Below are 13944 nucleotides of genomic sequence, written 5' to 3'. Positions count from 1 at the left end.
CGCCGCTCTCGGGCCGCATCAGATGATGTCGAGGCTGTGCTTCAACTCGAAATGCGTGACCTGCGAGCGGTACTGCTGATACTCGCGGCGCTTGTTGCTGAGCACGTAGCGGAACACCTGCTCACCGAGGGTCTCGGCGACCAGCTCGCTCTCCTCCATGTACTCGACCGCGTCCTCGAGGCTCGAGGGCAGCGGCCGGTAGCCGAGGGCGCGCCGTTCCCCCTCGCTGAGGGCCCACACGTTGTCCTCCGCCTCCGCCGGCAGCTCGTACTCCTCCTGGATGCCCTTCAGCCCCGCCGCGAGCATCAGCGCGTACGCGAGGTACGGGTTCGCCGCCGAGTCGATGCCGCGGTGCTCGACGCGCGCCGACTGGCTCTTGCCGGGCTTGTACATGGGCACCCGTACGAGGGCCGAGCGGTTGTTGTGCCCCCACGTGATGTAGCTCGGCGCCTCGTCGCCGCCCCACAGGCGCTTGTACGAGTTGACGAACTGATTCGTGACGGCCGCGATCTCGTTGGCGTGCTGCAGCAGTCCCGCGATGAACTGCCGCCCGACCTTGGAGAGCTGGTACTCGGCGCCCTCTTCGTAGAACGCGTTGGTGTCTCCCTCGAACAGTGACATGTGCGTGTGCATGCCGCTGCCCGGCTCGCCGTAGAGGGGCTTGGGCATGAACGTCGCGTGGACGCCCTGCTCGATCGCCACCTCCTTGACCACGGTGCGGAACGTCATGATGTTGTCGGCCATGGTCAGGCCGTCGGCGTAGCGCAGGTCGATCTCGTTCTGGCCCGGCCCGCCCTCGTGGTGGCTGTACTCGACCGAGATGCCGAGGTCCTCCAGCATGCGCACCGACCGCCGCCGGAAGTCGTGCGCCGTGCCGCCGGGGACGTTGTCGAAGTACCCGGCGTGGTCGACCGGCTCGATCGCCTCGGGGCTCGCACCGGCCTTCAGGAGGTAGAACTCGATCTCGGGGTGAGTGTAGAACGTGAAGCCGGCGTCGGCGGCCTTGGCGAGCGTGCGCTTGAGCACGTTACGGGGGTCCGCGACCGCCGGCTGACCGTCCGGCGTCGTGATGTCGCAGAACATCCGCGCCGTGGGATCGATCTCGCCGCGCCACGGCAGGATCTGGAACGTCGTCGGGTCGGGATGCGCGAGCAGGTCCGACTCGTACGTGCGCGTGAGTCCCTCGATCGCCGAGCCGTCGAAGCCGATCCCCTCGGTGAACGCGCCCTCGACCTCGGCCGGCGCGATCGCGACCGACTTCAGGGTGCCGATCACGTCCGTGAACCAGAGCCGCACGAACTTGACGCCGCGCTCCTCGATCGTGCGCAGCACGAAGTCCCTCTGCTTGTCCATCGATTCCCCTCTGCAGGAACAGGTGACGGGGCGTCCCCGCCCGCTCAGCCTACTGCCCGCGGTGGCGTCGACAGCGTCGCGCGGGCCGCGTCATCCCGGGTTGCCGGTAGGCCAGTCGGCCTCGCGCTCCCGCTCCTCGTCCTCGGCCCAGGCCTTCGCCCGATCCTGGAGCCGTTCCGGCGCGCGAGCCGCCTCCTCCCGGGAGTCGAACGGGCCCACGCGGTCCGGAGCGGGCGACTCGGGCCCGTGCTCGACCTCGCGCGTGCGCATGTTGAACCAGTACTTCTCCTCCGGCTCGCCGAAGGAACCGTCGAATCGCGTGGTGTCAGAACTCATGTGCCCGATCCTAGGCAGGCCCGCCGCTCCGGTGGAGGGGCTTGCGGAGTCAGCGGAACATCGCGACGACGCGGTCGACGTCGCTCCGGGGACGTCGCGGCGCGGCGCGCGGCCGTCGGCGGGATCCTCCGCGTCCGTCCCGGGCTCCTCCTCTGCGGAAGGCCCGGGCGAGACCGAGCAGCACCAGCGCGGCGAGGCTGCCGGCGAGCAGCGCGGCCTGCACCCAGGGTCCGAGCACGACCGCGGGCGTGAGGCCCTCGCGCAGCTCGAGCTCGGACACGAGGAGCCCCGCCTCGTCCACGCCCAGCGCCGACATCGTCGTACCGTCGGGAGCGATCACCTGGCTCGTGCCGACGGTGGAGAGGTTCACGACGGTGCGACCCGTTTCGATCGCGCGCATGCGCGCGAACGCGAGCTGCTGCAGGTTCTCGTCCGTGCCGCGGAAGTCGGCGTTGTTCGTCTGGAACATGAAGACCTGCGCGCCCTCGCGGGCTCCCTCGCGGATGACGTCGTCGTAGATGACGTCGAAGCAGATCGCGAGGCCGATGCGGACCGCGTCGACGTCGACCACGGGCGCGTCCGTTCCCGGCGTGTACTCGCGCCCGATGAGGCCGATCAGGTCGGGCACGATCGCGCCGTAGAATTCGCGGTCCGGCACGTACTCGCCGAACGGGACGGGATGCCGCTTCGCGTGGGTCTGCAGGCCGCCGTCGGCGTCGAGGCCGTCCTCGGTCCACAGCATCGACGTGTTGTAGACGAGGTCCCCCTCCTCCGAGGCGGCGTTGAGCAGGATCGGCGCGCCGAACGCGCGCGACGCCACCCTCAGGGTCAGGGCCGTGGCCCGGTCCGCGCGGGGGTCGGAGTCGACGCCTCCCTCGGGCCAGAGGACGACGTCCACGTCCTCGTGCCGCAACGGCTGGGACGCCTCCAGCTGCGCCGCCAGGATGTCGCCCCGGCTGCGCTCGTCGAAGTACGCCGCGGGCCCGTTGCCCTGCACGGCGCCCACGCGCATGGTCCCGGCGGTGCCCGTCTGCCACTGCGGCGTGAGGACCAGGACGAGAGCGAGCGCGACCGCCGGCAGCAGCGACCGCAGGCGAACCGGGCGGACGCGCGCGAGCTCGAGCAGCGCGGCCGTGAGCACCGCCATGAGGAACGACAGGCCGCTCACGCCGAGCCACGACGCGACGGCGGCGAAGGGCCCCTCCGACTGCGTCATCCCGAGCCTGGCCCAGGGGAATCCCCCGTATGGCCAGTTCCCCATCACCAGCTCGCGCGCGGTCCAGACCGCTCCGACCAGGAGCGGCAGCAGCGTGAGCCGGGGCACGCGCCGGTCGGGGAACCACCGATAGGCCAGGGAGATCGGGATCGCCCCGAGCGCCGAGAACAGGGTCTGGACTCCGGCGAGAGCGGTCCACGGCACCCAGGCGAGCGGGTGGTCGCCGAGGAAGCGGGCCGCCCAGTCGAGGTGCGGGAACCAGAACGCGGCGCCGAAGGCGAGTCCGACGAGCAGCGCGCCGCCGACTCGGCGTCCGATGAGCGAGGCGAGCGAGAGCCCCACAGCGAGGAAGGCGAGCGGCCAGATCCCGAGCTCGGGAAAGGCCGCGTCCAGCGCCAGCCCGCCCGCCGCGGCCGCGGGCACGGCGGCCCAGAGGGGCAGGAGGGGGCGCGGCGAGGCCGCGGCCGGACGATCTCGCATGGCTCTCACACCGAGCTGTACGCGACGATGCCGCGCCGGACGGCGTCGAGCGCGCGGCGAGCGGTGCGGGCGAGCTCACCCTCGGCGACGAGCGAGAGCTGGTCCAGCAGGTCGATGGTCTGCTTCGCCCAGCGCACGAAGTCGCCCGCCGCCATGTCGGCCTCGGTCAGGACCCGGTCGAGCAGCGCGCCGCGCGCCCACATGTGCATCGCCGCCGCGAGCCCGGTGGAGACGGGCTCCGTGCCGGGCAGGTGGTGCTCCTGCTCCAGGTCGTCGAGGCGCGCCCAGAGGTCCTCGGTCTCGCTCAGGGCGATCCGGAACGCCCCGCGAGGGAGCGAACGGGGGTCGGCGCCCGCGTCGTCGCGTCGCGGCTCGTACACGAGCGCACACGCGAGCGCCGCGAGCGAGGCGGCGTCCAGGTTCCTCCAGATCCCGGTGCGCAGCGCCTCCGCGACGAGCAGATCCCGCTCGCCGTAGATGCGCCGCATGCGGCGGCCCGCGTCGGTCAGCGTCGCCTCGTCGCCCTCCAGGCGCACGTAGTCGAGCGCGACGAGGACGTCGATGATGCGGTCGAAGACGCGCGCCACGGTGCCCGTGCGGCTCTCGATCTGTCGGCGGGTCTTGTCGGTCTGCCGGCGCAGCTTCCAGTAGCGCTCGGCCCAGCGCGCGTGCTTCTCACGGTCCGGGCACCGGTGGCACGGGTGGCGCTGCATGCGACGGCGCAGGCCGTTGATCTCGCGCTGGCGTTTCTCGCGCGTGCCGCGGGAGGCGCCCTGGTCCTTCCGGTTGAGCTTCTCGAGATCGCTGAGGTCCCGCCGGATGGCCGAATACTCGGTGAAGTCCCCGTGCTCGCACGTCATGGCCTTCTCGTAGCCGGCGAGGGACTCCTCGGCGTCCTTGACCTGCCGTGCGAGCCCGACCACGGCCCGGTCCGCCTGGAACTGCGCGAACGACGACTCGAGCACCTCGCGGGCCCGGGCGCGCCCGAACTGGTCGATCAGGTTGACGGCCATGTTGTAGGTGGGGCGGAAGCTCGAGTTCAGGGGGTACGTGCGCCGTGAGGCGAGCGCGGCGACGGCCTGCGGATCGAGGCCCTCCGTCCACTGCACGACCGCGTGGCCCTCGACATCGATGCCGCGCCGCCCGGCCCGGCCGGTGAGCTGCGTGTACTCGCCGGAGGTGATCGCGACGCGCGCCTCGCCGTTGAACTTCTCGAGCTTCTCCAGCACGACGGTTCGTGCCGGCATGTTGATGCCGAGCGCCAGCGTCTCGGTCGCGAACACGACTCGGACGAGCTTGCGCTGGAACAGCTCTTCGACGACCTCTTTGAACGCGGGAAGCAGACCCGCGTGGTGCGACGCGACGCCGCGTTCGAGGTTCTCGACCCATTCCCAGTAGCCGAGCGCACCGAGGTCCTCGTCGGGAAGTGCGGCCGTGCGAGCCTCGACGATCTCGCGGATCTCCGCGCGCTCCTCCGCGGTCGTCAGCCGGAGACCCGACCGCCGCACCTGCTGGACGGCCGCGTCGCAGCCGGCCCTGCTGAAGATGAAGAAGATCGCCGGCAGCAGGTTGGAGCGCTCGAGCAGCTGCACGACGTCGGGCCGGTCGATGCGCTCCATGCGACGCGGTGGCGGGGGTCGACGCGGGCCGCTGCGGCGCCGGCCGCCCCGGTGGACGGCCGAGAAGCCGCCGCTGGCCGCGGCGAACGAGCTGCGCACGCGCAGCAGCTCCTGGTTGACCTGCGTCGTCGCCGCCCCCGCGCGGTCGTCGAACAGCGGCAGCAGGTCGCCGCGCACCAGGACGTGCTGCTCGAGCGGCACGGGGCGCGTCTCGGACACGATCACCTCGGTGTCGCCGCGCACGGTGTCGAGCCAGTCGCCGAACTCCTCGGCGTTCGACACGGTGGCGCTCAGGGACACGAGCCGCACGTCGGCGGGGAGGTGGATGATGACCTCTTCCCACACGGCGCCGCGGAAACGGTCCGCGAGGTAGTGGACCTCGTCCATGACGACGTAGCGGAGCCCGCGCAGCGCCGGCGAGTCCGCGTAGAGCATGTTGCGGAGCACCTCGGTCGTCATGACGAGCACCCGAGCCGACCCGTTGATGTTGGTGTCGCCCGTCAGCAGCCCGACGTCGTCCTCGCCGTAGACGTCCTGGAGCTCCCGGAACTTCTGGTTCGACAGGGCCTTCATGGGCGTCGTGTAGAAGGCCTTCTGATCCGGCGTCCGCATCGCCAGGTGCACCGCGAACTCGCCGACGATCGTCTTGCCCGCGCCGGTGGGCGCCGCCACGAGCACGCTGCGCCCGTCCTCCAGTGCCCGGCAGCCCGCGATCTGGAAGTCGTCGAGCGTGAACCGCTGCGCCTCGGCGAACGCGTGCGTCTCCGGGTGCGCGCGCCGGTCGCGCGCCGCGGCGTAGCGCTCGGCGGGAGAGGGCCCGGCCGCCGCGCTCACGGGGCGAGCTCCGGATCCCGCTTGCGCTTGCGCCGGTCGAAGGCCAGGCACACGACCGCCGCCGCCATGTACAGCGCGAACAGGATGACGGCGAGGATCAGCATGGTCACCATGTCGGCGGGCGGCGAGGCGAGCATGCCGAACACGAGGGCGATCACGAACGCGGGACGCCACCCCTTCAGCACGGCGCGCCCATCGACGACGCCGGCGAGGTTGAGCGCCACGAGGAACACCGGCAGCACGAACGCGATGCCGACGATCGTGATCATCTTGAACACGAAGTCGTAGTAGCCGGACGACTCGTAGAACTGCGACGCGAACTGCGCATCGGGCACGAACGACGCCATGACGAGCAGCACGTTCGGCAGCAGCATCACCGCGACGACGCATCCGCCGAAGAACAGGGGGATCGCGGCCGCCATGAAACCGACCGTGTAGCGCACCTCGCGCCGCGTGAGCCCGGGCATCACATATGCCCAGATCTGCCAGAGCCAGACGGGCGCGGACAGCACGATCCCGATCGCGAACGAGATGCGCAGGCGCATGTCGAATGCGCTCGTCGGCCCCGTGTAGGTCAGCCGCGTGAAGTCGTCGCCGAGCTCGCCCGCGACGAGCTCGATGGGTCGGAGCAGGAAGTCGATGACCGGGTCGGTGACGATGAACGCGATCACCATGCCGACGACGAGACCGATAGCCGCGATCATCAGCCGGCGACGGAGCTCCATCAGGTGCCCCGCGAGCGACATCCTCCGATCGCGGTAGGGCTGGTCGTCCCGTGAGGTCACGTCCGCATCGGTCGTGGCCACGAGAGCGTCAGGGCTTGGATTCGGGCGAACCCGTGCGCGGCTCGGCGGACGTCGAACCGGCGCCGGCCTCGTCGTCGGCGGACTTCGACTCCGTCTTGCCGTCGTCCTTCATCTGCTTCATCTCGCCGCGGAACACGCGCGCGGACTGACCGAGGCTCTTGGCCAGGGCCGGAAGGCGCGCAGCGCCGAAGATGAGCAGGACGATGACCAGGATGAGCAGCAGCTGCCACGGTCCAGCGTTGCCAAGAGGCATTGTTCTCTCCGATGCTCGACAGTGCGGTCAGTCTAACCCGCGGTTCCCGGGGGCGGGCTGGACGCCTCGCCGTACAGGGCGAGCGCTGCATCGGCCCACTCGGCGGCGGCCCGGCGCGCCGACGCCGGCTCGACGATCTCGATGCGACCGCCGCGGCGCGTCGCGAGCCGCTTGAGGCTGTGCGCGTCGGAGACACGCAGACGTGCGGTCGTCGTTCCGCCGGACTCGGAGGTCTCCGCGCCCGCCAGGTAGTCGCCCAGCAGGGGCGCGAGCTCGGTCGCGAAGCGCACGACCACGGTCTGGTCGTGCTCGCCCGGCGCGAACAGCTCCGGCACCGGCTCATGCGCGTGCGCGATGCGGATGTCCGTCAGCCGGGCGTCGGACACGCGCTCCAGGTGGAAGTTGCGCATCGCGCGGCGCAGGTGGCACCACCCCTGCAGGTACCACTGCCCCTCGGTGACGATCACCTTGACCGGATCCACCGTGCGCGTCGTCGGCTCGGAGTCAGGCCGCCGATAGGTGAACGAGACCGCGACCTGCTCGCGCAGCGCCCGCGACACGATCGAGCGAACCTCGTCGACGGGCGCCGGCGCGACCACCACCTCGGCGGGCGCCGACGCCGCGCCCCGGGCGAGCTTGGCGAGCAGCCCGGCGAACACCTCGCTCTCGGCCACGCCCGGCAGCGAGCTGGCCAGCCGCAGGCCCGCGAGCAGCGCGGCTGCCTCGCGCGCGGTCAGCCGGGGCGCGCGGTCCAGTGCGACCGCCTGCGTGATCTCGATGACGTCCTGCTCATCGAGCAGGTCCCAGTTGATGTCGAACATCTCGTTCGGCATCTGCAGGTAATCGCCGTCACCCGGCATGCCGATGACCGTCAGCTTCTCGACCATCGCACGCATCTCGTCCGGCGTCACGTCGAACTCTCGCGCCGCTTCCTCGACCGACACCTCGCCCCGCTCCAGCAGATACGGCACGAGGGTGAGCAGCAGCGCGACCCGGTCGGGTGTCAGCATGCGTCTCATGCCGCACCGTCCCGGTGGACGTCCCGCGCGGCGCGCAGCCGCTCGATGACCGCCGCCCGCAGCGGCGCCGGCTCGACGACGCGCACCTCCGGTCCGTAGGACGCCAGTTCGTCGGCGAGGATGTGCGCGTCGACGTAGGGCACGAGGATGCCCTGGGGCGCCGGCAGGCTGCGCCGGGTGAGGCGCAGCGCGGCCTCGCTGCCGGGAGTGACCTCCAGGAGGGCGCGGTTGCGCGCCGCGACCTCCTCCAGTCCGCGCATGGCGCGCTCGCCGGCGCCGTCGCGCAACGCCGGCTCGAAGCGCTCGCCCGTCGGCTCGACGTCGCTGACGATGCGCGACAGAAGGAACATGCGCTCCCCGTCCGCGGCGACGTCGTGCGCCGAGACGTGCCAGCGGCCCTCGTAGTCGACGAGCGCGAGCGGACGGACGACGCGTCGCCGCGGGCTCGGCTCCCCCGGCTTGAGGTAGTCGAAGGCCACGACGCGGCACGCCTCGATCGCGTCGCGGAGCGGGGCGAACGACGGCTCCCGCACCGTCAGGCGGGGCGCGAACCCGATGATCGGCTCGTCGACCTCGATGCCGAGGGCTCGGATCTTGCGCAGACCGGTGTGCGCATCCTTCGACAGGGACCCCTCGCTCCAGACGGATCCCGCCAGGCGCAGGATCGCCAGCTCCGCGGGGGTGAAGTCGATGTCGGAGGGGAGGTCGTACTCGGCCTTCGGGATGCGGTACCGCGCCTCACGGAGATCGTGCGGATCGGCGTGGTCGCCGAGCGTCTCGATCGGGACGCCGAGCTCGCGCAGGTCTTCCTTGTCGCGCTCGAACATCTTCTCCAGGGCGTCGCTCGAGGATGTCGTGCGCTGGCGGTAGCCCGAGACGGTCTCGAGGATCTGCTGCTTCGTCAGCCCGATCTCCGTGGCCATGAGCGCCACGACCAGGTTCAGCTGGCGCTCTTCCGCCGGGATCCTCTGGGACACGCCCCCATCCTAGGGCGCACGGGCCGCGCGAGATCGGAGCGCGCCGACGCCGCCTACTCCTGCAGGGCGAGGATGTCGACGACGAAGACGAGCGTGGAGTTCGGGGGGATCGAGCCGCGCGGCTGGTCGCCGTAGCCCTGGTCCGGCGGCACGACCACCATGATCTGCGACCCGACGCGCTGGTCGCGCAGCGCATCGCCGAGGCCCGGCACGACCTGCGCGGCCGCGAGCGGGGCGGGCGTGCCGTCGTCCCACGTGGTGTCGAAGACCTCGCCGCCCTCCCACGTCACGCCGGTGTACTGCACGAAGGCGGTCTGCTCGCCCAGGACGGGTCCGTCCCCCTCGATGAGTGTCTGCACGACGACGTCGCGCGGCGCGGCTGTGCCGGGGAGGCTGATGCCGGGGCGCCCGTCCGGGGCCCTCACGACGGTCGGCAGGCCGTGACCGTCGTTGAACCGGAGCTGACCGGAGGCCGCGCGGGGCAGCACGCGCCGCACGTCGACCACCGCGACGATGGACCCCTCCGACGGCACGCCGAACTGCGCGTAGTAGGCGCGCGCCTGCTCCGAGACGCCGTCCTGAGACAGGGCCACCGCGACGCGCGAGCCCTCGGTCGCGCACTGCAGGGCATCCTCGAGGCCGGGGAACTGGTCGATCCATCCCTCGAGCGACCCGGGCGCCGAGACGTCGCCACTGTAGGCCGTGCCCAGCAGCGTCTGGCCCGTCGCCCCGTCGAAGAGCGTGATGTCGAGGACGCCCGGCTGCCGCAGGTCGGTGATCGCGGGCCCGTCGCCGCGCTCGATGTCGGCGTAGGCGTTCTCCGCGACGGTGAACGGCGTGTACATGTCGACGACCGGCACCTGCTCGGGCGACCCGGACACCTCGATGAGCGACATCGCGTCCGGGTTCGTCACGGGGTCGCGATCGCAGTCGGGCGACGCGGCACCGGCGGGCGTGCAGCCCACCAGGGTCACGCCCGCGAGGGCGGCGATCGACAGGACGGCCGAGGTTCTCCGCATGTCGATCAGTCTATGCGCCGTCGTCGCCCGCTCCGGACGAGGCGGACGCCTCCCCGGACGACTCGGGCGCCGCTCCCGCGGCGCGGCGCGCGCCCTCGGCCGCCTTCTGCGCCTCGCGCACGCGCTTGCGCAGGTTCTTGTCCGTGATCTCCCGATCCCCGACGGCACCGGGAGTCCAGATCTCGAGGTCCTCGTCGCTGAAGCTGCGCTTGGAGGCGCGGCGCTTGACCTCGGGCGGGACCACGCCCGGAGCCAGTCGCCGGGCCGAGATGAGGAACCCCGTGTGCGCGACCATGCGGTGGTCGGGCCGCACGGCGAGGCCCTCGACGTGCCATCCGCGCACCATCGTCTCGTTGGCCTCGGGGTCGGTGAACGCACCGGTGCCGCGGATGTACTCGGCCACGCGGGAAAGCTGCGTCGCGGTCGCCACGTAGCAGATCACGACACCGCCGGGCGTGAGGGCGTCGGCGACCGCGTCCATGACCTCCCAGGGCGCGAGCATGTCGAGCACGACGCGGTCGACCGAGCCCGGGTGCGCGACGCGGGGCAGTTCCTCGGCCAGGTCGCCCTCGACGACCTCCCACGTCGTGGGGGTGCGCCCGAAGAACGTCTCGACGTTGGCGCGCGCGACGTCCGCGAACTCGGAGCGGCGCTCGAACGAGATGAGGCGGCCCTCGGATCCCACGGCGCGCAGTAGCGACAGCGACAGAGCGCCCGATCCCACGCCCGCCTCCACGACCACGGCGCCCGGGAAGACGTCGGCCTGGGCGACGATCGCGGCGGCGTCCTTGGGGTAGACGATCGCCGCCCCGCGCGGCATCGACATGACGAAGTCGCGCAGCAGGGGTCGCAGCGCCAGGTACTCGTGGCCCGAGCTGTTCTCGACGACAGAACCGTCGGGCTGCCCGACGAGCTGCTCGTGGCGGAGTACGCCGTGATGCGTGTGGAGCTCGCCGCCCTCGCGCAGCGTGATGGTGTGGAGCTTGCCCTTCGGCCCCGTCAGCTGGACGCGGTCGCCGATCCGGAACGGTCCCCGGGGCACGGCCGTCACGAGACGCCGCCCTCGGCCGCCAGGGGCGTGTGCGCCGCGTGGAACGCGACGATGTCGGCAGCGGTCCGGCCGGCGAGGGTGGGCCACAGCTCGGCGCCGTACCCGTCCAGCGGCACGATGTTCGGCACACCGATCGTGGCGGCCCCGGATGCAAGTGCGGCGCGGAGCCCGTTGGGCGAGTCCTCGATCGCCACGGCGTCGGCGATGTCGACGCCGAGGGCCTCCGCGGCCTGCAGATACGGATCGGGGTACGGCTTGGGCCGGCGCGCGTCGTCGCCGGCGACGACGACGTCGAAGGCCTCGAAGTCGATCAGCTCCGCGATCGCGAGCGCCATGCGGCGCATCGACATCGTGACCAGCCCGGAGCGGATCCCCGAGGCCCGCAGGTCGCGCAGTAGCTCGACGGCGCCAGGACGGAAGGGCACGCCTTTCTCGGCGCACATCCGGATCACGCGCGTCGTGAGCGTCGACACGATCTCGTCCGTCGACAGGCGGACCCCCGCCTCCTGGAGGATGCGGGCGGAGGCGTCCAGGCTCAGCCCCACGAGCCGCAGCCCGTCGGCCTCGGTCCACGTGCCGCCGTACTCCTCCACGAGGGGCCGCTCCGCGGCGATCCAGTACGGCTCCGTGTCGACGAGCGTGCCGTCCATGTCCCACAGGACGGCGCGCGGCCCCGCGCCGACGGAGCGGGCGGGGAGGTTGAGGGGCGAAGTCACCGTGACAGCCTAACGGCCGCCCTCCCTCGCAATCGCCGTGTGCTGGCGCCACCGGGCCCCGACGCGCCTATCCTGGGACGAGGCTCCGCCGGGCGCGAGGCGCGGCGGGCGGGAAGGAGCGGAGTGGACCGCGAGGTCGAGAAGACCGAGGCGCCGACGACCCTGGGCCGCCGGATCATCGTCGCCGCATTCGACGGCTGGAACGATGCCGGCGAGGCCGCGACCGGCGCGGTGAGCCAGCTGCTCGCGGCGCGCGATTACGAGCCTGTCGTGAGCGTCGATCCCGAACTCTACTTCGACTACCAGTACACGCGGCCCACGGTCGGGGTCGACGGCGACGGCCGGCGGCGCCTGCGGTGGCCCGAGGCGACGCTGCACCGCCCCGTGCCCCGCGCGGACGGCGCGGCGGACGCGATCGAGCTGTGGGTGCTCACGGGCGTCGAGCCCGCGCGCGCCTGGCAGGCGTTCGCCGCCGAGTTCATGGACGTGGCGCTGCGCGAGGACGTCACCGGGTTCGTGACGCTGGGCGCGATGATGGCCGACGTCCCGCACACGCGGCCGATCTCGATCTTCGCGGGCAGCGACAACGACGCCCTGCGCGGCGAGCTGCGGCTCGAGCGCAGCTCGTACGAGGGTCCCGTGGGCGTGCTGAGCGTGCTGGGCGATGCCGCCGAGCGCGCGGGGATCCCGTCCGCGAGCCTGTGGGCGAGCGTGCCGCACTACGTGGCGGGCCACACGCCGTCCCCGAAGGCGACGCTGGCGCTTCTCGACCGGCTCGAGGAGCTGGTCGCCGCCCCGGTGCCCCGCGGCACTCTCGCGGCCGACGCGGCCACGTGGGAGGCGACGATCGACGCCGCCGCGGCGGACGACGACGACATGCGCGAGTACATCCGCCAGCTCGAGCAGGCGCGCGACACGTGGGACTCCCCCGAGGCCTCGGGCGACGCGATCGCCCAGGCGTTCGAGAGCTACCTGCGCCGCAGCGACGGCCGCGGCCGCGACGACCGCCGCTGACCCGCCCTCACACCCCGCGGCGGGTTGCACTCGGTTTCGACTCCGCCGCTGCGCGGCTCCGCTCAACCCGTTTCGACTCCGCGGCTCCGCCGCTCCGCTCAACGAGCGGAACCTGGGCGTCGCATCACCTCCGGTCGTTGAGCGGAGCGAAGCGAAGTCGAAACGGGCTGAGCGAGCGCAGCGAGCCGAAGCCGAGACCCACCCACCCACCTCAACCCGGTGCGAGCGAAGCGAGCGTGCGGGCGCGAGTGCGCCCGCCACCAGGCGCGCAGCGCCGGCGCGCGCAGCGAAGCGAAGCGCCTCCCTCGCGGAGCGGCCCCTCGGGGCCCGACGCGTGGGAGAAAGAAAATCAGAACGCGCTCAACACGCCTGTCGCCAGCAGGACCAGGATCGTGCCGCCCAGGAGCACGCGGTAGATGACGAACGGCAGGAAGCTGCCGGTCTTGAGGTAGCGCATCAGGTAGGCGATGACGACCCAGCCCACGACGAACGCGACGAGCGTGGCCACGACGGTCTCGCCCATCCCGTACGGACCCGTCTCGGGCTCGCGGATCGCGTGCAGCAGCTCGTAGAAGCCGCTGCCGAACACCGCGGGGACGGCGAGCAGGAAGGCGTACTCGGCCGCGGCCGTGCGCTTGTAGCCGAGGGCGCGCGCCGCGGTGGTCGTCGCGCCGGATCGGGACACGCCCGGGATGAGCGCGAGCGCCTGCGCGAAGCCGAGGGCGACGCCGCTGGGGTAGGTGAGGTCGTCGAGGTCGCGGGCGCGGCGCCCGAAGTGGTCGGCGATGCCGAGCAGGATGCCGAACACGATCAGCACGATCGCCACGAGCCACAGGTTTCGGAAGACGTTGCGGATGACGTCCTGGAAGAGGTATCCCAGCACGCCGATGGGGATCGAGCCGATGATGACCAGCCACCCCATGCGCGCGTCCGGGTCGTTGCGGGGAACGCGGCCCGCGAGCGACTGCGCCCATCGTGAGATGACCCGCACGATCTTCTTCCAGAAGTAGACCAGCACGGCGGCCTCGGTGCCGATCTGCGTGATCGCGGTGAACGTCGCACCGGGATCGGTCGCCGACGGCAGGACCTCGCCGAGGATGCGCAGGTGCGCGCTCGAGGAGATCGGCAGGAATTCCGTGAGCCCCTGCACGAGGCCGAGGATGATCGCTTCGATGAACGACATGGGGGTCTTTCCTTCTCGGGGAGGGCCGCGGGGACGCACGACCTCACGACTCTAGGCGACGGAGGTTG

The 13944-nt window shown here is 71.8% G+C and carries 13 protein-coding genes; 1 reads left to right on the top strand and 12 read right to left on the bottom strand.

Annotated features, from left to right (window positions below):
* Nucleotides 1-18: 18 nt before the first annotated feature.
* From glnA to IEX37_RS01695, 11 genes are all read right to left on the bottom strand, one after another.
* Nucleotides 19-1353 carry a type I glutamate--ammonia ligase gene (gene glnA / locus IEX37_RS01745; protein WP_188754515.1) on the bottom strand — a complete coding sequence of 445 codons (1335 nt, stop codon included), beginning with the start codon at nt 1351-1353 and terminating at the stop codon, nt 19-21.
* A 90-nt stretch (nt 1354-1443) separates the two neighbouring features.
* Nucleotides 1444-1689, bottom strand: coding sequence for an SPOR domain-containing protein (locus IEX37_RS01740; protein WP_188754514.1), 246 nt, complete (start codon nt 1687-1689; stop codon nt 1444-1446).
* A 49-nt stretch (nt 1690-1738) separates the two neighbouring features.
* A complete protein-coding gene (gene lnt / locus IEX37_RS01735) occupies nt 1739-3385 on the bottom strand; it encodes an apolipoprotein N-acyltransferase (protein WP_188754513.1) in 1647 nt (548 codons plus the stop codon).
* A 5-nt stretch (nt 3386-3390) separates the two neighbouring features.
* Nucleotides 3391-5838, bottom strand: a complete 2448-nt coding sequence (locus IEX37_RS01730; RefSeq protein ID WP_188754512.1) for a DEAD/DEAH box helicase — start codon at nt 5836-5838, stop codon at nt 3391-3393.
* A complete protein-coding gene (gene tatC, locus IEX37_RS01725; protein WP_308421660.1) occupies nt 5835-6623 on the bottom strand; it encodes a twin-arginine translocase subunit TatC in 789 nt (262 codons plus the stop codon). The genes IEX37_RS01730 and tatC overlap by 4 nt, the downstream gene beginning before the upstream one ends.
* 28 nt (nt 6624-6651) lie before the next feature.
* Complete coding sequence (gene tatA, locus IEX37_RS01720; protein WP_188754511.1) at nt 6652-6897, bottom strand: twin-arginine translocase TatA/TatE family subunit; 246 nt, start codon at nt 6895-6897, stop codon at nt 6652-6654.
* A gap of 32 nt (nt 6898-6929) precedes the next feature.
* Nucleotides 6930-7916 (bottom strand): helix-turn-helix transcriptional regulator, encoded by a 987-nt coding sequence (locus tag IEX37_RS01715; protein ID WP_188754510.1) that lies wholly within the window; start codon nt 7914-7916, stop codon nt 6930-6932.
* Entirely contained in the window at nt 7913-8893 is a 981-nt protein-coding gene (locus tag IEX37_RS01710; protein WP_229663002.1) for a helix-turn-helix transcriptional regulator, read from the bottom strand. Before IEX37_RS01710 ends, IEX37_RS01715 begins: the two co-directional genes overlap by 4 nt.
* A gap of 53 nt (nt 8894-8946) precedes the next feature.
* Entirely contained in the window at nt 8947-9912 is a 966-nt protein-coding gene (locus IEX37_RS01705; RefSeq protein ID WP_188754509.1) for an FKBP-type peptidyl-prolyl cis-trans isomerase, read from the bottom strand.
* A gap of 10 nt (nt 9913-9922) precedes the next feature.
* Nucleotides 9923-10963, bottom strand: a complete 1041-nt coding sequence (locus IEX37_RS01700) for a tRNA (adenine-N1)-methyltransferase (RefSeq protein WP_188754508.1) — start codon at nt 10961-10963, stop codon at nt 9923-9925.
* The gene (locus IEX37_RS01695; RefSeq protein WP_268236507.1) at nt 10960-11679 is read right to left on the bottom strand and encodes an HAD family hydrolase; all 720 of its coding nucleotides are present in this window, start codon (nt 11677-11679) and stop codon (nt 10960-10962) included. Before IEX37_RS01695 ends, IEX37_RS01700 begins: the two co-directional genes overlap by 4 nt.
* A gap of 123 nt (nt 11680-11802) precedes the next feature.
* Here IEX37_RS01695 and IEX37_RS01690 point away from each other — a divergent pair, with 123 nt between their 5' ends.
* The gene (locus IEX37_RS01690; protein ID WP_229663001.1) at nt 11803-12693 is read left to right on the top strand and encodes a PAC2 family protein; all 891 of its coding nucleotides are present in this window, start codon (nt 11803-11805) and stop codon (nt 12691-12693) included.
* 349 nt (nt 12694-13042) lie between these two features.
* Here the strand turns inward: IEX37_RS01690 and IEX37_RS01685 are convergent, their stop codons facing one another.
* A complete protein-coding gene (locus IEX37_RS01685) occupies nt 13043-13876 on the bottom strand; it encodes an undecaprenyl-diphosphate phosphatase (RefSeq protein ID WP_188754507.1) in 834 nt (277 codons plus the stop codon).
* Nucleotides 13877-13944: the final 68 nt, after the last annotated feature.

It is taken from the genome of Microbacterium album (assembly GCF_014643695.1).
Lineage (GTDB): Bacteria > Actinomycetota > Actinomycetes > Actinomycetales > Microbacteriaceae > Microbacterium > Microbacterium album.
Note: the sequence above shows the minus strand (reverse complement) of the source record. Positions and strands in the feature narration are given on the sequence as shown.